At 72.9% G+C, this 21,409-nt stretch carries 22 protein-coding genes; 16 read left to right on the top strand and 6 right to left on the bottom strand.

Annotated features, from left to right (window positions below):
* The 3 genes from KC207_RS12840 to KC207_RS12825 all read right to left on the bottom strand — a co-directional run.
* Positions 1 to 363: peptidase inhibitor family I36 protein (locus tag KC207_RS12840; RefSeq protein ID WP_211603598.1), on the bottom strand; the 363-nt coding region annotated here is incomplete at its 3' end.
* A gap of 112 nt (positions 364 to 475) precedes the next feature.
* On the bottom strand, positions 476 to 1,345 hold the full coding sequence (locus tag KC207_RS16945; RefSeq protein ID WP_249138728.1) for a peptidoglycan DD-metalloendopeptidase family protein: 870 nt from the start codon (positions 1,343 to 1,345) through the stop codon (positions 476 to 478).
* A 64-nt stretch (positions 1,346 to 1,409) separates the two neighbouring features.
* Entirely contained in the window at positions 1,410 to 2,249 is an 840-nt protein-coding gene (locus KC207_RS12825) for a peptidoglycan-binding protein (protein ID WP_211603596.1), read from the bottom strand.
* A 155-nt stretch (positions 2,250 to 2,404) separates the two neighbouring features.
* On the opposite strand from KC207_RS12825, the gene KC207_RS12820 reads away from it, so the two are divergent.
* The 5 genes from KC207_RS12820 (at position 2,405) to KC207_RS12800 (ending at position 7,287) form a co-directional block, all read left to right on the top strand.
* Positions 2,405 to 3,373, top strand: coding sequence for an ABC transporter ATP-binding protein (locus KC207_RS12820; RefSeq protein ID WP_211603595.1), 969 nt, complete (start codon positions 2,405 to 2,407; stop codon positions 3,371 to 3,373).
* On the top strand, positions 3,373 to 4,218 hold the full coding sequence (locus KC207_RS12815) for an ABC transporter permease (protein WP_211603593.1): 846 nt from the start codon (positions 3,373 to 3,375) through the stop codon (positions 4,216 to 4,218). Before KC207_RS12820 ends, KC207_RS12815 begins: the two co-directional genes overlap by 1 nt.
* Complete coding sequence (locus KC207_RS12810) at positions 4,215 to 5,033, top strand: ABC transporter permease (protein ID WP_249138726.1); 819 nt, start codon at positions 4,215 to 4,217, stop codon at positions 5,031 to 5,033. The genes KC207_RS12815 and KC207_RS12810 overlap by 4 nt, the downstream gene beginning before the upstream one ends.
* 394 nt (positions 5,034 to 5,427) lie before the next feature.
* Positions 5,428 to 6,492 carry a recombinase RecA gene (recA, locus tag KC207_RS12805; protein WP_211603614.1) on the top strand — a complete coding sequence of 355 codons (1,065 nt, stop codon included), beginning with the start codon at positions 5,428 to 5,430 and terminating at the stop codon, positions 6,490 to 6,492.
* A gap of 84 nt (positions 6,493 to 6,576) precedes the next feature.
* The gene (locus KC207_RS12800; protein ID WP_249138725.1) at positions 6,577 to 7,287 is read left to right on the top strand and encodes a regulatory protein RecX; all 711 of its coding nucleotides are present in this window, start codon (positions 6,577 to 6,579) and stop codon (positions 7,285 to 7,287) included.
* Between the two features lie 19 nt (positions 7,288 to 7,306).
* On the opposite strand, the gene KC207_RS12795 is transcribed toward KC207_RS12800, so the two are convergent.
* Positions 7,307 to 7,717 carry a YccF domain-containing protein gene (locus KC207_RS12795; protein ID WP_211603591.1) on the bottom strand — a complete coding sequence of 137 codons (411 nt, stop codon included), beginning with the start codon at positions 7,715 to 7,717 and terminating at the stop codon, positions 7,307 to 7,309.
* 152 nt (positions 7,718 to 7,869) lie between these two features.
* On the opposite strand from KC207_RS12795, the gene KC207_RS12790 reads away from it, so the two are divergent.
* From KC207_RS12790 to miaB, 6 genes are all read left to right on the top strand, one after another.
* Positions 7,870 to 9,522: a circularly permuted type 2 ATP-grasp protein gene (locus tag KC207_RS12790; protein WP_211603610.1), complete on the top strand. Its 1,653-nt coding sequence runs from the start codon at positions 7,870 to 7,872 to the stop codon at positions 9,520 to 9,522.
* The gene (locus tag KC207_RS12785) at positions 9,516 to 10,442 is read left to right on the top strand and encodes an alpha-E domain-containing protein (protein ID WP_211603589.1); all 927 of its coding nucleotides are present in this window, start codon (positions 9,516 to 9,518) and stop codon (positions 10,440 to 10,442) included. Before KC207_RS12790 ends, KC207_RS12785 begins: the two co-directional genes overlap by 7 nt.
* Positions 10,443 to 10,444: 2 nt before the next feature.
* Positions 10,445 to 11,284 carry a transglutaminase family protein gene (locus tag KC207_RS12780; protein ID WP_211603587.1) on the top strand — a complete coding sequence of 280 codons (840 nt, stop codon included), beginning with the start codon at positions 10,445 to 10,447 and terminating at the stop codon, positions 11,282 to 11,284.
* 116 nt (positions 11,285 to 11,400) lie between these two features.
* Entirely contained in the window at positions 11,401 to 12,405 is a 1,005-nt protein-coding gene (locus KC207_RS12775; protein WP_211603585.1) for an ATP-binding cassette domain-containing protein, read from the top strand.
* Positions 12,402 to 13,211 (top strand): ABC transporter permease, encoded by an 810-nt coding sequence (locus KC207_RS12770; protein WP_249138724.1) that lies wholly within the window; start codon positions 12,402 to 12,404, stop codon positions 13,209 to 13,211. The genes KC207_RS12775 and KC207_RS12770 overlap by 4 nt, the downstream gene beginning before the upstream one ends.
* A gap of 92 nt (positions 13,212 to 13,303) precedes the next feature.
* The gene (gene miaB, locus KC207_RS12765) at positions 13,304 to 14,821 is read left to right on the top strand and encodes a tRNA (N6-isopentenyl adenosine(37)-C2)-methylthiotransferase MiaB (RefSeq protein WP_211603583.1); all 1,518 of its coding nucleotides are present in this window, start codon (positions 13,304 to 13,306) and stop codon (positions 14,819 to 14,821) included.
* Positions 14,822 to 14,893: 72 nt separating this feature from the next.
* On the opposite strand, the gene KC207_RS12760 is transcribed toward miaB, so the two are convergent.
* Entirely contained in the window at positions 14,894 to 15,097 is a 204-nt protein-coding gene (locus tag KC207_RS12760) for a hypothetical protein (RefSeq protein WP_211603581.1), read from the bottom strand.
* A 220-nt stretch (positions 15,098 to 15,317) separates the two neighbouring features.
* Here KC207_RS12760 and def point away from each other — a divergent pair, with 220 nt between their 5' ends.
* The 3 genes from def to dapF are packed head-to-tail and all read left to right on the top strand — an operon-like array spanning position 15,318 to position 17,806.
* Positions 15,318 to 15,938 carry a peptide deformylase gene (def, locus tag KC207_RS12755; protein WP_211603579.1) on the top strand — a complete coding sequence of 207 codons (621 nt, stop codon included), beginning with the start codon at positions 15,318 to 15,320 and terminating at the stop codon, positions 15,936 to 15,938.
* Positions 15,939 to 15,942: 4 nt separating this feature from the next.
* The gene (gene miaA / locus KC207_RS12750; RefSeq protein WP_249138723.1) at positions 15,943 to 16,935 is read left to right on the top strand and encodes a tRNA (adenosine(37)-N6)-dimethylallyltransferase MiaA; all 993 of its coding nucleotides are present in this window, start codon (positions 15,943 to 15,945) and stop codon (positions 16,933 to 16,935) included.
* The gene (gene dapF, locus KC207_RS12745; protein ID WP_211603577.1) at positions 16,928 to 17,806 is read left to right on the top strand and encodes a diaminopimelate epimerase; all 879 of its coding nucleotides are present in this window, start codon (positions 16,928 to 16,930) and stop codon (positions 17,804 to 17,806) included. Before miaA ends, dapF begins: the two co-directional genes overlap by 8 nt.
* Before the next feature lie 19 nt (positions 17,807 to 17,825).
* On the opposite strand, the gene KC207_RS12740 is transcribed toward dapF, so the two are convergent.
* A complete protein-coding gene (locus tag KC207_RS12740; protein WP_211603575.1) occupies positions 17,826 to 18,704 on the bottom strand; it encodes an LLM class flavin-dependent oxidoreductase in 879 nt (292 codons plus the stop codon).
* A gap of 79 nt (positions 18,705 to 18,783) precedes the next feature.
* Between KC207_RS12740 and ggt the strand changes: the two genes are divergently transcribed.
* Together ggt and KC207_RS12730 are read left to right on the top strand one after the other, a co-directional pair.
* The gene (gene ggt / locus KC207_RS12735; protein ID WP_211603573.1) at positions 18,784 to 20,664 is read left to right on the top strand and encodes a gamma-glutamyltransferase; all 1,881 of its coding nucleotides are present in this window, start codon (positions 18,784 to 18,786) and stop codon (positions 20,662 to 20,664) included.
* Positions 20,665 to 20,880: 216 nt separating this feature from the next.
* On the top strand, positions 20,881 to 21,381 hold the full coding sequence (locus KC207_RS12730; protein WP_211603571.1) for a hypothetical protein: 501 nt from the start codon (positions 20,881 to 20,883) through the stop codon (positions 21,379 to 21,381).
* Positions 21,382 to 21,409 lie beyond the last annotated feature (28 nt).

The raw sequence follows: 21,409 nt of genomic DNA, 5'->3' as shown, positions 1-21,409 counted from the left end.
GAGGTTCTTCTTGGCGCCGGCGGCGAAGTCCTGGTAGGCGCGGCTGCCGTCGTAGCCGGTGTTGTAGTAGACGCGGACCTTCTTGCCGGTGCGGTTCCACACGGAGGCGGCGTCGTTCTTGATGCACAGGCCCTTGCCGGCGCCGGGGCCCTTGTAGTCGTAGCAGGAGGGCTGGGTGGTGCCGTAGTCGGCGATCGACCCGGTGAAGTCGCTGACGGACCCCTCGTGGTTCGAGTTGTAGTAGTAGCAGAACTCGCCGCTCTGGCAGACGCCGTCACGGGCGGCGGCCTGCGCGGCCGGGGCGGTGACGACGGACACCGCGAGGACGGCGGACGCGGCGACGAGGGTCGCGAGCTTCTTCATGGCCTTGGCTTCCTGGTCGGGACGGGAGGGGAGGTCGGTCGCGGTCCGACGCGGACCACGGCGTGGGGGGGGGGGGGGCGGGCCCCCTCGGCACCCGCCCACCCCGGTGACGTCACGGGCAGCCGGTGGTCCGGGCGAAGTTCTTCGTCCCGAAGTACACGGCGTTGCCGCTCTTGAACGTCACCTTCACGTCGTTGCCGTTGAGGCGCTGTTCGTAGTGCAGGTGCGGACCCGAGGACCCGCCGGTGCTGCCGACCCGGCCGATGAGCGTCCGGACGCCGACCTGCTGGCCCACGGAGACGTTCTGCGAGCTGAGGTGGGCGTAGCGCGTCTGCCAGCCGTTGCCGTGGTCGATGTAGACGTACCGGCCGTAGGACGTGCTGCCCGTGTTGCCGACCCGGCTCACGGTGCCGGCGGCCGAGGCGTAGACCTTGTAGCCGTAGTCGTCGGGGTAGTGGTTGAAGTCGACCGAGTTGACCGGGCTGTGGTTCGAGCGGGTCTGCCCGGCCCACGTCTCGTTGCAGGGGAACGGCACGAGGAACTGCGACCCGGTGCCGCCGCTGACGCCGATCTTGTGGGAGGCGTTGTTGTTCTTCATCGTGGCGTTGAGGTTCTTCTTGGCGCCGGCGGCGAAGTCCTGGTAGGCGCGGCTGCCGTCGTAGCCGGTGTTGTAGTAGACGCGGACCTTCTTGCCGGTGCGGTTCCACACGGAGGCGGCGTCGTTCTTGATGCACAGGCCCTTGCCGGCGCCGGGGCCCTTGTAGTCGTAGCAGGAGGGCTGGGTGGTGCCGTAGTCGGCGATCGACCCGGTGAAGTCGCTGACGGACCCCTCGTGGTTCGAGTTGTAGTAGTAGCAGAACTCGCCGCTCTGGCAGACGCCGTCACGGGCGGCGGCCTGCGCGGGTGCGCTGGTGGCGATGACCCCGGTCGTCGCGGCGAGCAGTGCCGCCGCGGCCAGGGCCGTCCTCTTGGTGCGTCTCATCGGGATGTGTTCCTCTCCGGTCGTGCGGTGGTGTGGGGCGGTCGCCCCGGGGTGCGGTCGTCGGTCATCGGGCTCGCCGGTACTCCTCCCACGTGTGGATCGGGATCCTCGGGCCGTCGTCGGGTCCGCGGTTCGCGAGCCCGTTGCGGCCGAGCACGTAGTCACCGACCTGGTGCTGCGCGGCGCTCGACAGGTCGGTGTCGCTCATCGCGACGGCATGGATGTGCCAGGGCCAGTCGCCCTGTGCGGGGGAGCGCAGCCAGGCAGCGAAGCCCACCTCGCGCAGCGAGCGGACGGCGACCGTGCGCTGGCCGTCGCTCAGCGCCTCGGCGTCGAGGTCGAGGGCGCCGCCGCCGTCGTGCGTCCCCGCGGACGTCGGGTCGCCCCCGACGTTGTACGAGCCCTGCTCGACGAGGAAGGTCCGACCGGCCCGGCGCTCGGCCTCCAGGCACATGGCGCGGGTCCGGGTGTTCACGGTCACGCCCCGCCAGGCGACCTTCCCGCCGGGGGAGAGGGGCCGGACGACGCTCCACCGTCCCTCGCCGAGACGGGTCAGCGACGTCGAGCCGGGCAGGCCGTTCGCGGCGAGGCCCGAGTACCCGAGCGAGCGCTGCCAGGCGGCGTAGGCGCCCACCGTCTTGGTCCCGAAGTGCCCGTCGACGTACACCCGCTCGAGCCGCCCCTCGGCCCGCAGCGCCCGCTCGACGAGTCGGACGCTCGCGCCCGCCCCGGGGGTCAGGTCGGTCCCGGCGCGGCGCGGGTCGATCTGCGCCGCGAGGACGAGGGCCTCCATGTCGACGGTGTCGGCCGCCGCCCGGGCGACCTGGGTCCCGCCACCGGTCGCGAGGCCGGCGGCGGGTGCGAGGAGGGCTGCGGCGACGACGCGGCGTCGGCTGGTCTGCATCGGGTCTCCCGGGTGGTGGTGGACCGGACGTGTCCGGCGGGGTCGTGAAGAACCTCCACGAGATCCGGGGTGTCCGGAAGTCCTTGACTGTCCCCGAACGTCCGACGCCCGTTGTCAGGCCCCTGACCTGCGATGACGTGCGCCCGGGTGGGGAGATGCCGGACGTGTCGGGACGGTCGGCTAGCGTGCGGGACGTGACGGACGAGGTGCTGCTCAGCGCACGGGGGTTGACGAAGACGTTCGGCGACTTCACCGCCGTCGACGGCATCGACGTCGAGGTGCGACGCGGTGAGGCGTTCGGCTTCCTCGGGCCCAACGGGGCGGGGAAGTCCTCGACGATGCGCATGGTCGGCTGCGTCTCGCCGGTGACCGGCGGCGAGCTGCGCATCCTCGGGATGGACCCGGCGCACGACGGGCCGGCGATCCGGGCCCGGCTCGGGGTCTGCCCGCAGAAGGACATCCTCGACGAGGAGCTCTCCGTCGAGGAGAACCTCTGGGTGTACGGCCGGTTCTTCGGGCTCAGCCGGGCCGAGGTGCGCCGGCGGGCCGACGAGCTCCTCGACTTCGCCCAGCTCACCGACCGCCGCCACGACCGGGTCGAGCCGCTGTCCGGCGGGATGAAGCGGCGCCTCACGATCGCGCGCTCGCTCATGAACGACCCGGAGGTCCTCCTCCTCGACGAGCCGACGACGGGTCTGGACCCCCAGGCCCGGCACGTCCTGTGGGACCGGCTGTTCCGGCTCAAGCGCGACGGCGTCACGCTCATCGTCACCACGCACTACATGGACGAGGCCGAGCAGCTGTGCGACCGCCTCGTCGTCATGGACCACGGCCGGATCGTCGCCGAGGGCAGCCCGCGGGCGCTCATCGAGGCGTACTCGACCCGCGAGGTCGTCGAGCTGCGCTTCGCCGTCGACGAGCAGGAGCAGCACCTGCCGGCCGTGGACGGGGTCGGGGAGCGCGTCGAGGTGCTGCCGGACCGGCTCCTCGTCTACACCGCGGACGGGGACGGCGCGCTCGCCGAGCTCGGCCGCCGCGGCGTGCACCCCCTGTCCTCGCTCGTGCGGCGCTCGACGCTCGAGGACGTCTTCCTCCACCTCACCGGCCGCACGCTCGTCGACTGATGGCGACGACCGAGCCGCTGACGACGGCGACCCCGAGCGGACGGCTGGGCGCCGGTCCGCGGCGGCCGACGACGGCGACCGAGCGCGTGGGATCCGTGGCCGCGCACCACCTGCTCGTCGCCCGCCGCACGTGGAAGGGGTCGGTCGTCGGCAGGTTCCTGTCGCCGCTGTTCTTCCTCCTCGCCATGGGCCTCGGCCTCGGGACGCTCGTCGACGAGCGCGCCGGAGGTGTCGACGGCGTGCCCTACCTGCGCTTCGTCGTCCCGGGCATCATCGCGATGCAGGCGATGATGACGGCGTTCGGCGAGTCGACGTACGCCGTCATGGGGTACATCAAGTGGAACCAGATGTACTCGGCGATGCTCTCGACGCCGCTGCGGGTCCACGAGGTCCTCCTCGGCCACCTCCTCGTCGTCGCCGGGCAGCTGACGTTCGCCTCGGGCGTCTTCGTCCTCGTCGCCGCACCCTTCGGGGCGTTCGGGTCGCCGTGGGTCGTCCTCGCCGTGCCGGTCGCCGTCCTCACCGGGATGGCCTTCGCGGTGCCGATGTTCGCGTTCGCGGCCCGGCTGGACACCGACAGCGGCTTCAGCATCGTCTTCCGCTTCGTCATGACCCCGCTCATGCTCTTCTCGGGGACCTTCTTCCCGATCGAGCAGCTGCCCGGATGGATGCAGCCGGTCGCGTGGGTGACCCCGCTCTGGCACGGCGTCGTACTCTCCCGGGACGCCGCCGAGGGCGTGGCGCCGGGGTGGGCGACGGCCGGGCACCTCGCGGTGCTGCTCGTCTACGTGGGCGTCGGCTGGGTCCTCGCCCGGAGCGGGTTCGCCCGGAGGCTGCTGCCGTGAGCGGGCCGGACACCCTCGCGAGGGCCGCCCGGTCCGTGCCGCCGCCGTTCACCCTGGGCCTGGCCCGCTTCGTCCTGCTGCGCAACGTCACGGCGTTCCGCCGGATGTGGCTGCTCCTGCTCAGCGGGTTCGTCGAGCCGGTCTTCTACCTCTTCTCGATCGGGGTGGGGCTCGGTGCCCTGATCCGCACGGTGACGACCGACGAGGGCTCGGTCGTGACGTACGCGGCGTTCATCGCCCCCGCCCTCCTCGCGGCGTCGGCGATGAACGGCGCCGTCGCCGACAGCACGTACAACTTCTTCTACAAGCTCAAGCACGCGAAGGTCTACGACGCGATGCTCGCGACCCCGGTCTCGCCGCGCGACGTCGCGGTCGGGGAGATCGGCTGGTCGCTGCTGCGGGGCGGGCTCTACTCGACGATGTTCCTCGTCGTCGCCGTCGCCGCCGGGCTCGTCCAGTCCTGGTGGGCCCTGCTCGCGGTGCCGGCGGCGACCCTCGTCGGGCTGGCGTTCGGGGCGGTCGGGATGGTCGCGACGACGTTCATGCGCTCGTGGCAGCACGCGGACTACGTCAACCTCGCCGTGCAGCCGATGTTCCTCTTCTCCGCCACCTTCTTCCCGCTCTCGACCTACCCCGAGGCGCTCCAGTGGCTCGTGCGGGCGACGCCGCTCTACCACGGGGTGGCGCTCGAGCGTGGGCTGCTCCTCGGCGAGGTGGGGTGGGGGCTGCTGGGCCACGTCGCCTACCTCCTCGTCGTCGGGGTGGCCGGGGTCTGGGCGACGTCGCGCCGGATCTCGACGCTGCTGCTCACCTGAGCCGTCGCCGGCTCGGCGCGAGATCGCCGGCTCGGCGCGAGGTCGCCGGGTCGGTGTGAGCCCGCCGGGTCGGTGCCGCAGGGTGCAGCCGGCGAGCGAGGTCGCACCGAGCGACGCGTAAGCAGGCCAGCCGACGACACGCGGCGTGTCGCCGACCCCACCTCCCCATCTCGAACACGTGTTCGCCTACGCTCGTCCCCAGGTGGAGGCGCCGGTGGCACTCGTCCACAGGTTCCACGGCGACCGGTGACCGTTGTCGGTGCCTCCCCCTAGCGTCTGACCAGACCTCGCGAGGAGGCCGACGGCGAGAGCTGGTCGCCGGTGGACGCGCTCGATGACGATACGAAGGAACAGGTGTGACATGGCTGGACCCAACGGCGCACGCGGTGCCGTCCTGACCCCGCCGGCCCCGAAGAACGGCGGCGGCACGAGCGAGCGGCAGAAGGCCATCGACTCGGTGATGGCCCAGATCGAGAAGCAGCACGGCAAGGGTGCGGTCATGCGCCTCGGCGACGACGTGCGCCCGCCGATCGAGGTCATCCCGACCGGGTCGATCTCCCTCGACGTCGCGCTCGGCATCGGCGGGCTGCCCCGCGGCCGGGTCGTCGAGATCTACGGGCCGGAGTCCTCCGGTAAGACGACCGTCGCCCTGCACGCGGTCGCCAACGCCCAGAAGAACGGCGGCATCGCCGCCTTCGTCGACGCCGAGCACGCGCTGGACCCGGAGTACGCGAAGAAGCTCGGGGTCGACATCGACGCCCTGCTCGTCTCCCAGCCCGACACGGGGGAGCAGGCGCTCGAGATCGCCGACATGCTCATCCGCTCCGGCGCCCTCGACATCATCGTCATCGACTCCGTCGCGGCCCTCGTGCCGCGCGCCGAGATCGAGGGCGAGATGGGCGACAGCCACGTCGGCCTCCAGGCGCGCCTGATGTCGCAGGCGCTGCGCAAGATCACCGGTGCGCTCAACACCACCGGCACGACGGCGATCTTCATCAACCAGCTCCGCGAGAAGATCGGCGTGATGTTCGGCTCGCCGGAGACCACGACCGGTGGCAAGGCGCTGAAGTTCTACGCCTCGGTCCGGCTCGACGTGCGCCGCATCGAGACCCTCAAGGACGGCAGCGACCCGGTCGGCAACCGCACCCGGTGCAAGGTCGTGAAGAACAAGGTCTCTCCGCCGTTCAAGCAGGCCGAGTTCGACATCCTCTACGGGCAGGGCATCTCCCGCGAGGGCGGGCTCATCGACATGGGCGTCGAGCAGGGCTTCGTCCGCAAGGCGGGTGCCTGGTACACCTACGAGGGCGACCAGCTCGGTCAGGGCAAGGAGAACGCCCGCACCTTCCTCAAGGACAACCCCGAGCTCGCCGACGAGATCGAGCGCAAGATCAAGGAGAAGCTGGGCATCGGGGTCCGGCCCGAGCCCGAGCAGTCGGCGGACGTCCCCGTCGACTTCTGAGGGTGACGCCGGATGGCGTTCAGTGACGGATCGGCCCCACCGCCCCCGTGGGCGATGGGGCCGACCGGCTCCGAGGACTTCGCGGTGGGACCATCCTCCATCGTCGGCGAGGACGGGCCGCCGGCCACGGACCGGCGCGCAGGCCTCGACGACCTGCGGGCCGTCCTCACCGACGACTCGGGTGACCCCCGCGACGTCGGTGACGGCCGGGGCCCCCGCTCCGGCCGCCGAGGCTCACGCCGGGGGAGCGGCCGGGGCCGGCGGGACGTCCCGCCCGACCCCGAGGCCGACCCGCGGAGTCGGGGCGAGGAGCCGGACCCGCACGACTGGGCCCGCCAGATCGTCCTGCGGCAGCTCACGGCCGCGCCCCGCAGCCGGTCCCAGCTGGCACAGACCCTGCGGCGCAAGGACTGCCCCGACGAGGTCGCGACCGCCGTCCTCGACCGGATGGAGGAGGTCGGTCTCGTCGACGACGAGGCCTATGCCGGGATGCTCGTCCGCTCCCAGCAGGCCGGACGTGGTCTCGCCCGACGTGCGCTGCGCCAGGAGCTGCGGCGCAAGGGCGTCGACGACGAGACGGCGGCCGCCGCGCTCGACGAGGTCGACCCGCACGCCGAGGAGGAACGCGCCCGAGGGCTCGTCGCGAGGAAGATGCGCTCGATGCACGGGCTGGAGGCGCACGTCCAGACCCGTCGGCTCGCCGGGATGCTCGCTCGGAAGGGCTACGACGCCGAGGTGGCGATGCGTGTGGTGCGCGAGGCCGTCCGCGAGGCGCCCGAGCACCGGCCGGACTGACCGGGCCCGGACCGCCCGCTCAGAGCGCGTGCAGCGGGCGGGCCCCCGGCGGCAGGGAGTCGCTCGCCACGATGTCCTTGCCGTACGGCACGAGTGAGACCGGCAGCATCTTGAGGTTGGCGACCGCGAGCGGGATGCCGATGATCGTCACCGCCTGCGCCACCGCGGTCGTCACGTGCCCGAGGGCGAGCCACCACCCGGCGACGAGGATCCACACGACGTTGAGCACGACCGAGCCCGCGCCGGTGCCCGGACGCTCGACGACCGCCCGGCCGAAGGGCCACAGCGCGTACGACGCCATGCGGAAGGACGCGACGCCCAGCGGGATCGTCACGACGAGCACGCACAGCAGCACCCCGGCCAGGGCGTACCCGAGGGCCAGCCACAACCCGCCGAAGACCAGCCAGATGATGTTGAGCAGCGTGCGCACCGTGTTCTCCCTCTCGTCGGCTCCCAGCCTCGCAGGCGCTCGGCCGGTCCGCCGTCGGGGTCCTCCCGGAGACGCCCCGGAAACACGCCGGAGACGCTCAGGTGATGACGCGTTCACCGATTACCCATAGGTTCGGACGGGTGAGCGACCCGATGACGACCGAGAACCCGGAGAGCCTGTTCGACGGATACCGCCTCGGTGCGGCGTGGGACGAGATGCTCGGTGCACCCCACGAGCCGCGGACCCCGTACAAGGCGGTCTTCCACACCCTGAGCTCGATCCAGGGAGCGACCCTCAAGGAGCGGGCCGACATCCTCGCCCGCTCCTACCTCGACCAGGGCGTCACCTTCGACTACGCCGGCGAGGAGCGCCCGTTCCCGCTCGACGCCGTCCCGCGGGTCATCAGCGCCCACGAGTGGCAGACCGTCGAGTCCGGTGTCGCGCAGCGGGTGACGGCGCTCGAGACCTTCCTCGACGACATCTACAGCCGCGAGGGCGAGATCCCGCGTGCCGTCCACGAGGGCATCGTCCCGTGGCGGCTCATCGCGAGCTCGAGCCACTACCACCGGGCCGTCATGGGCATCCGGCCGCCGAACGGCGTGCGGGTCCACGTCGCCGGCGTCGACCTCATCCGCGACGAGCAGGGCACCTTCCGCGTCCTCGAGGACAACGTCCGCGTCCCGTCCGGCGTCAGCTACGTCATCGCGAACCGCCGGGCGATGGCGAACGTCTTCCCCGAGGCGTTCGCGACGATGCGCATCCGCCCCGTCCACGACTACCCGCGGATGCTCCTCGCCGCGCTGCGCGCCGCCGCTCCCGACGGCGCGAGCGACCCGACCGTCGTCGTCCTCACCCCGGGCGTCTTCAACTCCGCCTACTTCGAGCACGCCCTCCTCGCCCGGATGATGGGCGTCGAGCTCGTCGAGGGCCGCGACCTCGTGTGCGTCGGCGGCCAGGTGCGGATGCGCACGACGACGGGCGACAAGCCGGTCGACGTCATCTACCGCCGCGTCGACGACGACTTCATCGACCCGGTCCACTTCCGCGGCGACTCGGTGCTCGGCGTCGCCGGCCTCGTCTCGGCGATGCGGGCCGGCCGCGTCACCGTCGCCAACGCCGTCGGCAACGGTGTCGCCGACGACAAGCTCATCTACAGCTACCTGCCCGACCTCATCCGCTTCTACCTCGACGAGGACCCGATCCTGCCCAACGTCGACACCTACCGGTGCGCCGACGGCGGTGACGCCCTCCAGCACGTCCTCGACCACCTCGACGAGATGGTCGTCAAGCCGGTCGACGGCTCGGGCGGCAAGGGGCTCGTCGTCGGGCCGAAGGCCGACGGGGCGACCCTGGACACCCTGCGCCGCACCCTCGAGGCCGACCCGCGCGGCTGGATCGCCCAGCCGGTCGTCCAGCTCTCCACGGTGCCGACGTTCATCGACGGCTCGCTCGCGCCGCGGCACGTCGACCTGCGCCCCTTCGCCGTCAACGACGGCGAGGGCGTCCGGGTGCTTCCCGGAGGCCTGACCCGCGTGGCACTGCCCGAGGGCGAGCTCGTCGTGAACTCCAGCCAGGGCGGTGGCTCGAAGGACACCTGGGTGCTCTCGGACCGCCGTGCCGCCCTCCCGCCGACGGCCGGCCCCGCCGACAACCGCGAGGTCGTCGTCATGAGCGCGCCGACCGCCTCCCTCGAGGACAGCATGCGAGCCCAGCAGCAACAGCAGCAGCAGGCACGGCGGGCCGGCCCACCGGCCGGTCCGCCGGCCGGTCCGGACGCCGCGAGCGGGGGTGACGCGTCGTGCTGAGCCGCATCGCCGAGTCGCTCTTCTGGATCGGCCGCTACACCGAGCGCGCCGACGGCACCGCCCGGATCGTCGACGTCCTGCGCCTGCAGCTGCTCGAGGACCCGGCCGCCGACGAGGACCAGGCGTCCCGGATGGTCCTGTCGGTCATCATGGGGATGCCGAGCGAGGGCCCGACGACCTTCGACGACGTCGGCGCCTCGCTCGTCTTCGAGCGCTCCCACCCCAGCTCGATCACCGGCGCGTGGTTCTCCGCCCGGGAGAACGCCCGCCGGGCCCGCGAGACGCTCTCGACGGAGCTGTGGGAGGGGATCAACACGACGTGGCACCGGTGGCACGGCTTCGGCCGCGGCATCGTCACCGACCGGCACCTGTCGTGGGTGCGCGAACGGGCGGCCCTCGTCTCGGGCATCGCGGACTCCACGATGTCGCACGACGAGGCGTGGGACTTCCTCGTCCTCGGCCGCAGCCTGGAACGGGCGGACATGACGGCGCGGCTCGTCGCGACCGGCGGGCTGCCCGGCGGGGGAGCGCCCTGGTCGGTCGTCCTCGCCAGCTGCGGCGCCCAGCAGGCGTTCATGCGCAGCCAGCGCGGCCTGCTGAGCGACGACCGCGCTGCGGCCTTCCTCGTCCTGGACCGCGAGTTCCCCCGCTCGGTCGTCTTCTCGCTCACCGAGGCCGAGCAGCGCCTCCAGGCGATCGCGCCGCCGCAGGAGGAGCGGATCGGGGTCTCGGACGAGGCGCGGCGCCAGCTCGGCCGGATCCGCACCTCGCTCGAGTACCGCGCCACCGCCGACGTCATCGCCGACCTGCCGGCCCAGATGCTCCGGGTCCAGTCGGCCGTCACCGCCGCGTCGTCGGCCATCGCCACCCGGTACTTCCAGTCCGGACCGCTGCCGACCTGGACCAAGGACAGGATCTGACCGTGCGCCGCTACCGCATCGTCCACACGACCGCCCTCGCCTACGACGGCCCGGTCCGCTCTGCGCACAACGAGCTGCGGATGACCCCGCTCAACGAGGCCGGGCAGACCACGCTCGAGAACCGCATCCGGATCCGTCCGATGACCTGGAGCAACGTCTACCGCGACCACTGGGGCACCCACGTCATGGCGATGGAGAGCCTCGCCGAGCACACCCGGCTCGACATCGAGGCGATCTCCACCGTGGAGAAGACCCCGGTCGAGCAGCCGGGGGCCGCCTCGGACTGGTCGGCCGTGCGCGACCCGTCCGTCCAGGACCGGCTCTACGAGTGGCTCATGCTCGCCACCCTGACCCGGCCCGGGGAGGGTGTCGCCGCGCTCGCGGAGGCGGCGCGGTCGCGGCCGACGCCGCGGGCGGCGGCGGAGGAGCTGTGTCGGGTCGTGCGTGAGGAGATGACGTACAAGCCGGGATCCACCGGGGTGCACAGCAGCGGTGAGGAGGCGTGGGCGGACCGGGCCGGGGTCTGCCAGGACTTCGCCCACATCACGATCGGCGCGCTGCGCTCGCTCGGGGTGCCGGCGAGGTACGTGTCCGGGTACCTCGTGCCGCGGCGGGACCTCGAGGTGGGCGAGACCGCGATCGGCGAGAGCCACGCCTGGGTGGAGTTCTGGGACGACGCGTGGGTGCCGGCCGACCCGACGAACGGGGTCGCCGTCGACGTCGAGCACGTCGTCGTGGCCCGGGGTCGGGACTACGAGGACGTGCCGCCGTTCAAGGGCGTCTACTCGGGCGGGGCCAGCGCTCAGCAGGAGGTCGTCGTCAGCACGACCCGGCTCGCCTGACCGGAGCGACACCGGACGTTCACGTCCCCGTCACCGCCCCCGCCGGAAACCCGGTGGGGGCCGTCGGTGGGCATCCCTACGATGTGCCAGGACAGGACGCACGAAGGGAACGGGTGATGACGGACGCGGTGGAGGCCGAGGGCCTCGTCAAGGTCTACGGGTCCGGGGACGGTGAGGTCCGGGCGCTCGACGGCCTCGACCTGCGGGTCGCCGAGGGCACCGTCGTCGGGCTCCTCGGCCCGAACGGGGCGGGCAAGACGACGACGATCAAGGTCCTCACGACGTTGCTCGTCCCCGACGGCGGCCGGGCGAGCGTCAACGGCACCGACGTCGTCGCCGACCCGGCGGGTGTCAAGCGGACGATCGGCGTCAGTGGGCAGTACGCCGCCGTCGACGAGTACCTCACCGGCTTCGAGAACCTCGACATGGTCGGCCGCCTCTACCACCTGGGGGCGAAGGCGGCTCGTGAGCGCGCCCGCGAGCTGCTCGCCCAGTTCGACCTCGCCGACGCCGGCGACCGTCAGGTCAAGGGCTACTCCGGGGGCATGCGGCGGCGGCTCGACCTCGCCGGCGCCCTCGTCGCCCGCCCGCCGATCCTCTTCCTCGACGAGCCGACGACCGGCCTCGACCCGCGCTCCCGCCTCGGCATGTGGAAGGTCATCGACGAGCTGGTGCGCGAGGGGACGACCCTCCTCCTCACGACGCAGTACCTCGAGGAGGCCGACCAGCTCGCCGACCGGATCGCCGTCATCGACCACGGGCGGGTCATCGCCGAGGGCACCGCGGACGAGCTGAAGGACCAGGTCGGCGGTGAGCGGGTCGAGGTCGTCGTCGCCGACGCGGCGGACCTGGGCCGCGCACACGAGGTGCTGGGCGGCATCGGGATCGGCGAGGTCGGGGTCGACGACCGCACCCGGCGCGTCACCGTGCCGGTCTCCGGCGGTGCCTCCGTCCTCGTGGAGGCCGTCCGCCGGCTCGACGACGCCGGGGTCACCGTGTCCGACCTCGCCCTGCGCCGTCCCACGCTCGACGACGTCTTCCTCACCCTCACGGGACGCTCGGCGGAGGAGATCGACGACACCGAGGACCAGCAGCCCTCGACCGAGGAGGTGGCGTCGTGAGCGCCCTGTCGCACACCGTCGCGGACGCGGTGACCGTCACCCGCCGCAACCTCATCAAGATCAAGCGGGTCCCCGACCTGCTCGTCTTCACGACGCTGTCGCCGATCATGTTCGTCCTGCTCTTCGCCTACATCTTCGCGGGCGCGATCGGTGAGCAGAACACCGGCGTCGACTACAAGGAGTTCCTCATCGCGGGGATCTTCGCCCAGACCGTCGTCTTCGGCAGCACCTTCACCGGCTTCAGCCTGGCCGAGGACCTGCAGAAGGGGTTCATCGACCGGTTCCGCACGCTGCCGATGTCCCCGTCGGCGATGCTCATCGGGCGCACGATGTCCGACGTCGTCAACAACGTCATCAGCCTCGTCGTCATGGGACTGACCGGGCTGCTCGTCGGCTGGCGGATCCGCAGCAACCCGCTCGACGCCCTCGCCGGCGCCCTCGTGCTGCTCGTCTTCGCCTATGCGATCTCGTGGATCATGGCCTACGTCGGGCTCATCGTGCGCACCCCGGAGGTCGTCAACAACGCGAGCTTCATCGTCATCTTCCCGCTGACGTTCATCGCGAACACCTTCGTCAACCCCGAGACCCTGCCGACCGTGCTGAAGAACTTCGCCTACTGGAACCCGGTCTCCAGCGTCACGCAGGCGGCCCGCGAGCTGTTCGGCAACACGAACCCGAACTTCCCGCCGCCGGACGTGTGGTCCCTCCAGCACCCGGTGCTCTACAGCCTCCTGTGGTCGGTCGCCGTCATGGCGGTCTTCGTCCCGCTGTCGGTGCGGCAGTACCAGCGCACGACGTCGCGCTGACGTCCGTCACCCGCGGGCCGGGAACCCTGTCCTCGCCGCTCGGGACGCCGGGTTTCCGCGGGCGGGGTGAGCGCTCGTACCCTGGGGGCGCCATGACTGACGCCAAGACCTACGACGTGCGCACCCACGGGTGCCAGATGAACGTGCACGACTCCGAGCGGCTCGCCGGGCTGCTCGAGACCGCGGGCTACGTCGACCTCGCGAGCGTGCCCGCACCGCAGCGTCCGGACGTCGCCGACGTCGTCGTCTTCAACACGTGCGCCGTCCGTGAGAACGCCGACAACAAGCTCTACGGCAACCTCGGCCAGCTGCGACCCGCGAAGCAGCGCAACCCCGACCTGCAGATCGCCGTCGGCGGCTGCATGGCGCAGAAGGACCGCGAGACGATCGTGCAGCGCGCCCCGTGGGTCGACGTCGTCTTCGGCACGCACAACATCGGCAGCCTGCCCGCGCTGCTCGACCGGGCGCGGCACAACCAGCGGGCCGAGGTCGAGATCCTCGAGTCGCTCGAGACGTTCCCGTCGACGCTGCCCACGCGCCGGGACTCCGCCTTCTCCGGCTGGGTGTCGATCTCCGTCGGGTGCAACAACACGTGCACGTTCTGCATCGTGCCGAGCCTGCGGGGCAAGGAGCAGGACCGCCGTCCCGGCGACGTCCTCGCCGAGGTCGAGGCCCTCGTCGCGCAGGGCGTCGTCGAGGTCACCCTCCTCGGGCAGAACGTCAACACCTACGGCGTCGAGTTCGGCGACCGGCAGGCCTTCGGCAAGCTCCTGCGCGCCTGCGGGGAGATCGAGGGCCTCGAGCGGGTCCGGTTCACGAGCCCGCACCCGGCGGCCTTCACCGACGACGTCATCGACGCGATGGCCGAGACGCCCAACGTCATGCCGAGCCTGCACATGCCGCTGCAGTCCGGCTCCGACCGTGTCCTGAAGGCCATGCGGCGCAGCTACCGCAGCGAGCGGTTCCTCGGGATCCTCGACCGCGTCCGGGCCGCGATGCCCGACGCCGCGATAACGACCGACCTCATCGTCGGCTTCCCCGGCGAGACCGAGGAGGACTTCGCCGAGACCCTGCGGGTCGTCGAGGCCTCGCGCTTCTCCAGCGCCTTCACCTTCCAGTACTCGATCCGGCCCGGTACCCCGGCGGCGACGATGGACGACCAGGTCCCCAAGGCGGTCGTCCAGGAGCGGTTCGACCGGCTCATCGCCCTCCAGGAGGAGGTGTCGTGGGCGGGCAACCGCGGCGTCGAGGGCCGTGAGGTCGAGGTGCTCGTCGCGCCGGGCGAGGGCCGCAAGGACGGCGAGACCGCGCGCATCAGCGGTCGGGCCCGGGACAACCGGCTCGTCCACGTCGCGGTCCCCGAGGGCGCCGAGCGTCCGCGGCCCGGCGACGTCGTCACGGCCGCCATCACGTACGGGGCGCCGCACCACCTCGTCGCGGACAGTGGCGTGCAGGGCGGGGCGTACTCGGTGCGCCGCACCCGCGGCGGCGACGCGTGGGAGGCGCTCCAGGGTGGGGCGGTGCCGGGCAAGCCGGCGGTCTCGCTCGGGATGCCGTCGGTCGGCGCGCCGGCCACGGTCGCGACCGCGGCGCCGGCCTGCTCGCTCTGACGGGGGCGCCGGTTTGCTCGCTCTGACGGGGGCGCCGGTCGCCTCGGGTCCCGGCGTCGGTGACGTCGGGCGTCAGACCATCATCGCGAACGCCGCGCCGAGGGCGACCGCGACGGCGAAGACGACCCCACTGATGACGTACGGCCGCCGGCGTCCCCGGCGGGCGGCCTCCTCGGCCCGGTTCTCGGCCGCCGTGACGCGGACGGCGTCGTACAGCGGGGTCGGATCGAACGGCTTGATGTCGAGCTTCGGGAGTCCCGAGTGCCAGTGCGACACGGTGACGTCCTTCCGTGAGAGGCCGGATGGGGTGTCCCACAGAGTAGGGACGCAGCGGTCCCCGAGGGCGTGAACCGCGCCGCGCCGCGCGGCTTCTGGCCGAACACCGTGACGCAAGGGGCCGAACGGACGACGTGACCGCGGCGCTTCGCCTCGGGGGCGCGGCGAGGCCGCCGGGACGGGGCAGGAGCGGGCCCGGGTCTCTGGAAGAATCGACGCCATGACCGTCCGACCCATCGTCATCACCGGGGACCCCGTCCTGCATCGTCGCGCCACCGCGGTCGAGGTCATCGACGACGAGGTCCGCGACCTCGTCGCGGACATGTACGAGACGATGGACGCCGCCCGGGGCGTCGGCCTCGCCGCCCCCCAGATCGGGGTCGGGCTGCGGATCTTCACCTGGCAGCTCGGGAACGACGACGGCATCCCGCCACGCGGTGTGGTCATCAACCCCTTCCTCACCGCGGCCAAGCCGGTCGTCGGGGACCCCGACCCCTCCGAGGAGTCCGAGGGCTGCCTGTCCGTGCCGGGGGAGTCCTTCCCCCTGCGCCGCGGGGAGCGCGCCACGCTCACCGGGCAGGACCTCGACGGGCGCGAGATCCGGTACGAGGCCACCGGCTGGTTCGCCCGGATGCTCCAGCACGAGTACGACCACCTCAACGGCTTCCTCTACGTCGACCGGCTCTCCGGCTCCTGGGCCCGCAAGGCGAAGAAGGCCGTGAAGAACCAGGGCTGGGGGGTCCCCGGCCACACGTGGCAGCCCGGCGCGGACCGTGACCCGTTCGGGCACGACGACGAGGACGAGGTCGACGAGGACCTGGACGCCCAGCGCGTCGACTGAGCCCGTGCACGCGCTCGAGGAAGGGCCTGACGGCGACGGGGTGCCGGGCTCGGGTCTCGTCGTCGCGATCGTCGGCCCGACCGCCACCGGCAAGTCCGACCTCGCCGTCGACCTCGCACGGCGCATCGGTGGGGAGGTCGTCGGGGCCGACGCCTCGCAGCTGTACCGCGGGATGGACCTCGGCACGGCCAAGCTGTCCGTCGCGGACCGGCGGGGGGTCCCGCACCACCAGCTCGACGTCCTCGACGTCACGCAGGAGGCGAGCGTCGCCGCCTACCAGCGGCATGCCCGGGCCGACGTCGACGCCGTCCTCGCCCGCGGCGCCGTCCCGCTCGTCGTCGGTGGCTCCGGGCTGTACGTCCGGGCCGCGCTCGACCGGCTCGAGATCCCGCCGACGGACCCCGACGTCCGGGCCGCGCTCCAGCAGCGGCTCGAGGGTGAGGGCGTCGAGGTCCTGCGCGCCGAGCTGGAACGGGTGGATCCGGTCGCGGCGGGCGCCATCGAGCCGTCCAACGGGCGGCGGATCGTGCGCGCCCTGGAGGTCGTCACGCTCACCGGACGCCCCTTCAGCGCGACGATGCCGGCCCGCGAGCACCTGCGACCGACGCTCGTCCTCGGGCTCCGGGTCGACCGGGCGACCCTCGACGAGCGGATCGCGGGCCGCACCCGCCGGATGGTGGCGGACGGGCTGCTCGAGGAGGTCCGGAGGCTCGAGGGCGAGGGGCTCCGCGAGGGCCGGACCGCGAGCCGCGCGGTCGGGTACGCCCAGATGCTCGCCGTCCTCGACGGCACGTCGACCCCAGAGGAGGCGGAGGCCGACATCGCGCTGCGCACCCGCCGGCTCGTCCGACGTCAGGAGTCCTGGTTCGGCGCCGACCCGCGGGTTCTCTGGCTCGACGCGCTCGAGCCGGACCTGGCCGACCGGGCCCGCGAGCGCGTTGAGGCGGCGGCGGTCCGGTTGCGCCGCGGGGAGTGGGACGATGGGTCGCATGGCTGACCGACTCGCGTTCACCAAGGGGCACGGGACCGAGAACGACTTCGTCCTCGTCCCCGACCTCGACGGCACGGTGGGGCTCAGCCCGGCCCGCGCCGCCGCCCTCGCCGACCGGCGCGCCGGCGTCGGGGGCGACGGGGTGATCCGGGTCGTGCGGACCGCCGCCGCCGACGAGGCGGACGTCCGGGAGACGGCCGACCGGGCGGAGTGGTTCATGGACTACCGCAACGCCGACGGCTCGCTCGCCGAGATGTGCGGCAACGGCACGCGGGTCTTCGCCGAGTACCTGCGCCGTGAGGGCCTGGCCGCCGGCGACGCCGTCGTCGTCGCCACCCGGCGGGGACCCGTCGAGGTGCGGTCCGACGGCGACGGCTGGGCCGTCGACCTCGGCCCCTGGGCGCTCGCGGACCCCGGGACCGCCGACCGGGACGGCTTCGACGCGCTCGTCCACGTCGGGGCGGACGATCCCTTCTCGGCGCTGTCGGTCGACATGGGCAACCCGCACACGGTCGTCGCCCTCCCGGAGGGGCTGGACCTCGACGACCTCGACCTCACCCGCGTCCCGGTCGTCAACCCGGTGCCGGCCCACGGCACGAACGTCGAGGTCGTGCGCCCCATCGGGCCCGGGCACATCGCGTTGCGGGTCCACGAGCGCGGCGTCGGCGAGACCCGCTCGTGTGGGACCGGCGCCTGCGCCGCCGCGGTGGCGACGAGCTTCTGGGCCGGGGCCCTCGACACCGGCTCGACGTGGGTCGTCGACGTCCCCGGGGGACGGCTGCGGGTGCGGCTGCTGCCGGACCGCGGCGTCGAGCTCGCCGGCCCCGCCGTCCTCGTCGCCGACGGCATGGTCGATCTTGCGACGCTCCCGGACTGACGACAGGGCCCGCGAGGAGTCAGCCGCCGAGGGCCGCCCGGACGTCGGTGCCGACGAACCGGACGAGCCCGTCGACGTCGGGCTCGTCCGCGGCCGGCTGGACCGCGACCTCGGTGACGCCGAGGTCGGCGAGGCGGCCGAGGGTGTCGGCGACCTCCTCCGCGCCGCCGGCGGCCGCACGGCCCGGCGCCCCGTCGTCCACGCCCCACCGCGCCAGGTCGCGGCGGACCCGCTCGTGGGCGTCCGGGCCCGTCGCGACGACGAGGTTCGTCGTGACCGGGGGTGACCCCTCGTGGCCGGCCTCGGCCCACCCCTCGCGCGCCCAGCCCACCTGCTCGGCCACCTCGGCCTCGCTGAGCGCCGACGCGAGCAGCACCCCGTCGCCCCGCCGACCCGCGAAGCGCAGCGTCCGCGGCCCGGAGCCGCCGACGAGCAGCGGTGTCCCGGGGGAGGGCGGCCAGTCGAGGCGCACCCGGTCCAGCCGGACGTACTCGCCGGACGTGCTCACCTCCTCGCCGTCGAGGAGGGCCCGTAGCGCGGTGACCGACTCGTCGAGCAGCGTCATGGGGGAGCGGGGGCGCACCCCGACCTGGCCCATCCAGCCCTGCACCCCGTGTCCGACGCCCGGAGCGAGCCGCCCCGGGAACATCCGGTGCAGGGTGGCCAGCTCCATCGCGAGCAGCGGGACGGTCCGCAGCGGCACCGGCACGAGCCCGACCCCGACCCGGACGCGCTCGGTCCAGGCGAGCGCGGCGCCGGCGGCGGCCATCGCCGACTCCTTGAAGCAGTCCTCCCACAGCCACAGGTCGTCGAGGTGCTCGTCGGCCGCGACGGCGAGCGGACGCAACGCCTCGGGCGGGAGGCTGGGGACGAGGACGACACCGAGACGGGGGCTCATCGACCGATCGTGGCACGGGCGACCGACAGGTCGTCCCGCTCCGGTGGCGGCGTTCGCCGGCCGGGCCTAGTTTTCCGGGATGGAGACCCGTCCCGCCCCCCGTCCGTCCCGCCGAGGCCGGGTGCTCGTCGTCGCACTCGCGAGCGCCGTCGCCGGCGGCCTGGCCCTCGGCACGCCCGCCGTCGCGGGGCCGCCGGACGGCCGGGGCGGGCCCCCGGCGGGGCGGGGAGGACCGCCCCCCGTCGGGCACGACCTGCCGAAGGTGGCGGTGATGACCGGGTCCGGCGGTGCCGTCTCGAGCGTCGACGCCGTCGCGAGCCAGGTCGGCATCGACGTCCTCGCCGCCGGGGGCAACGCGACCGACGCGGCGATCGCGACGACCGCCGCCCTCGGGGTCACCGAGCCGTACTCGACGGGCATCGGCGGCGGCGGGTTCTTCGTGCACTACGACGCGGCGAGCGGCACCGTCGAGACGATCGACGGCCGCGAGACGGCGCCGATGAGCTACGGCGAGGACGTCTTCCTCGACGCGGACGGGGAGCCGCTGCCCTTCCGCGACGTCGTCGGCTCCGGGCTGTCCGTGGGGGTGCCCGGCACGCCCGCCACCTGGGAGCGGGCGGCGGAGCGCTGGGGGACCCAGCGCCTGTCGACGCTCCTCAAGCCGGCCGAACGGCTGGCCCGGCGCGGCTTCGTCGTCGACGCGACCTTCCACGACCAGACCGCCGCGAACGCCGAGCGGTTCTCGCTCTTCCCCGAGACCGCGGACGTCTTCCTCCCCGGCGGTGCCCCGCCCGAGGTCGGCACCGTGTTCCGCAACCCCGACCTCGCCCGCGCCTACCGCGAGCTGCGCACCCGCGGCGTCGAGTCGCTGTACGAGGGCCGCCTGGGGCGTGCCGTCGTCGCCGAGGTGCAGGACCCGACGACCGTGGCCGGGGCGGAGGTGTTCCACGGGCGGATGACGCGCGCCGACCTCGCGACCTACGAGGCGCTCGACAAGGAGCCCGTCCACTCGCGGTTCCGAGGCCGTGACGTCTACGGGATGCCGGTGCCGAGCAGCGGCGGCATCACCGTCGCCGAGATCCTCAACCTCGTCGAGGCGTACGACGAGCGGACCGGCGAGCCGATGTCCGACGTCGACGACGTCCAGTACCTCCACCGCTTCTCCGAGGCGTCCGCGACGGCCTTCGCCGACCGCAACCGGTACATCGGCGACGTGCCCGGCGTCCCGGCCGAGGAGCTCGTCTCCCAGGGCTTCGCCGACGAGCGCAGCTGCCTCTTCGACGCCCGCTCGACCCTCCCGCGCCCCGTCCCGTTCGGCAGCCCCGACGGCGACTACGCGGACTGCGACGGCGGGAGCCCCGCCGGGGTGCTGCCGCACGAGGGGATGTCGACCACCCACCTGTCGGTCGTCGACCGGTGGGGCAACGCGGTGTCGTACACCTCGACGATCGAGCAGACGGGCGGCTCGGGCATCACCGTCCCCGGGTGGGGGTTCCTGCTCAACAACGAGCTCACCGACTTCGAGTTCGAGCCGATCACCGAGGGCGTCCCGCACCCGAACCTGCCCGGTCCGGGCAAGCGACCCCGCTCGTCGATGGCCCCGACCGTCGTCGTCGGCGACGGCGGCCTCGAGCTCGTGGCCGGCAGCCCCGGTGGCTCGACGATCATCACGACGGTGGCCCAGGTCCTCCTCGGCCACTACGACCGCGGCCTCGACGTCGGGGACGCGATCGCCGCGCCCCGGCTCTCCAGCCGCAACGGCTCGAGCGAGTCGGCCGAGCCGGCCGTCGCCGGCGGTCCCTTGGGCGCCGGTCTCACCGCGCTCGGCCATCGGCTGTCGAGCACCGACGAGATCGGAGCGGCGACCGGCATCGCCGTCCTCGGGCCCGACCGGTACTCGGCTGCGGCAGAACCGACCCGGCGCGGCGGCGGCTCGGCGATGGTCGTCCGCCCCGAGTGAGCGGCCACCGCAGCCGGCACTCCACGCCCGTGGAATCAATCGGCCACACGCCCGACGGGAGCCTCGGACGTTCGGCGTTGAGAGATCCCTGAACGGAGTCGCTCCTCGACCGTACGGCTGATGTCGGCGCAGGTCAGCGGGCCGCACTCTTCTCCCCGAACCGCCGAAAAAACGTCCTTGGCGGTCTTCTCATGCAGGGGAAAGGGCAATATCGCCATGCGCACGTTCACCAAGAAGCAGGTCGCCGTCACCGGCGTCGCCGCCGTCGTCGTCCTCGGTACCGGCACCGCCGCGTACGCCTACTGGACCAGCACCGGGTCCGGGACCGGGTCCGCCACCACCTCGGCCGGCGCCGCCAACCTCACGCTCGAGCAGACGAGCTCGGTCATCAACATGTACCCGGGCGACGCGGCGCAGTCGCTCGTCGTGAAGGTCACGAACAACGCCGAGAACGCCGCCTACGTCACGTCGGTCACCGGTGTCGCCAGCGTCACCCAGGCCCCCGGTGCCGTCGGTGCCTGCGACCCGACCGACTACACGTACAACGGCAGCCCGCTCCCGGCGAACGGTGCCTTCACGATGACCTGGGCCCCGGTCGACCTCGCGAGCGGCGGGTCGCAGTCCACCGCCGGCGACTCGATCAAGTTCAACAACAAGACGACGAACCAGGACGGCTGCAAGGGCGCGACGGTCGACTTCGCCTACAGCGCGCAGTGACCCGGCGCCGGGCCCCGCGCCCGGCGTC

Origin of the sequence: Phycicoccus avicenniae (assembly GCF_018139485.1) — a bacterium.
GTDB classification, from domain to species: Bacteria; Actinomycetota; Actinomycetes; order Actinomycetales; family Dermatophilaceae; genus Phycicoccus; species Phycicoccus avicenniae.
Note: the sequence above shows the minus strand (reverse complement) of the source record. Positions and strands in the feature narration are given on the sequence as shown.

What these genes read in the sequence shown, in the direction of transcription:
- KC207_RS16945 (WP_249138728.1), bottom strand. Translation starts at nt 1,345, where the DNA reads ATGAGACGCACCAAGAGGACGGCCCTGGCCGCGGCGGCACTGCTCGCC.
- KC207_RS12775 (WP_211603585.1), top strand. Translation starts at nt 11,401, where the DNA reads ATGACGGACGCGGTGGAGGCCGAGGGCCTCGTCAAGGTCTACGGGTCC.
- KC207_RS12825 (WP_211603596.1), bottom strand. Translation starts at nt 2,249, where the DNA reads ATGCAGACCAGCCGACGCCGCGTCGTCGCCGCAGCCCTCCTCGCACCC.
- KC207_RS12820 (WP_211603595.1), top strand. Translation starts at nt 2,405, where the DNA reads ATGCCGGACGTGTCGGGACGGTCGGCTAGCGTGCGGGACGTGACGGAC.
- def (WP_211603579.1), top strand. Translation starts at nt 15,318, where the DNA reads ATGACCGTCCGACCCATCGTCATCACCGGGGACCCCGTCCTGCATCGT.
- KC207_RS12815 (WP_211603593.1), top strand. Translation starts at nt 3,373, where the DNA reads ATGGCGACGACCGAGCCGCTGACGACGGCGACCCCGAGCGGACGGCTG.
- KC207_RS12730 (WP_211603571.1), top strand. Translation starts at nt 20,881, where the DNA reads ATGCGCACGTTCACCAAGAAGCAGGTCGCCGTCACCGGCGTCGCCGCC.
- dapF (WP_211603577.1), top strand. Translation starts at nt 16,928, where the DNA reads ATGGCTGACCGACTCGCGTTCACCAAGGGGCACGGGACCGAGAACGAC.
- KC207_RS12740 (WP_211603575.1), bottom strand. Translation starts at nt 18,704, where the DNA reads ATGAGCCCCCGTCTCGGTGTCGTCCTCGTCCCCAGCCTCCCGCCCGAG.
- ggt (WP_211603573.1), top strand. Translation starts at nt 18,784, where the DNA reads ATGGAGACCCGTCCCGCCCCCCGTCCGTCCCGCCGAGGCCGGGTGCTC.
- KC207_RS12790 (WP_211603610.1), top strand. Translation starts at nt 7,870, where the DNA reads ATGACGACCGAGAACCCGGAGAGCCTGTTCGACGGATACCGCCTCGGT.
- miaB (WP_211603583.1), top strand. Translation starts at nt 13,304, where the DNA reads ATGACTGACGCCAAGACCTACGACGTGCGCACCCACGGGTGCCAGATG.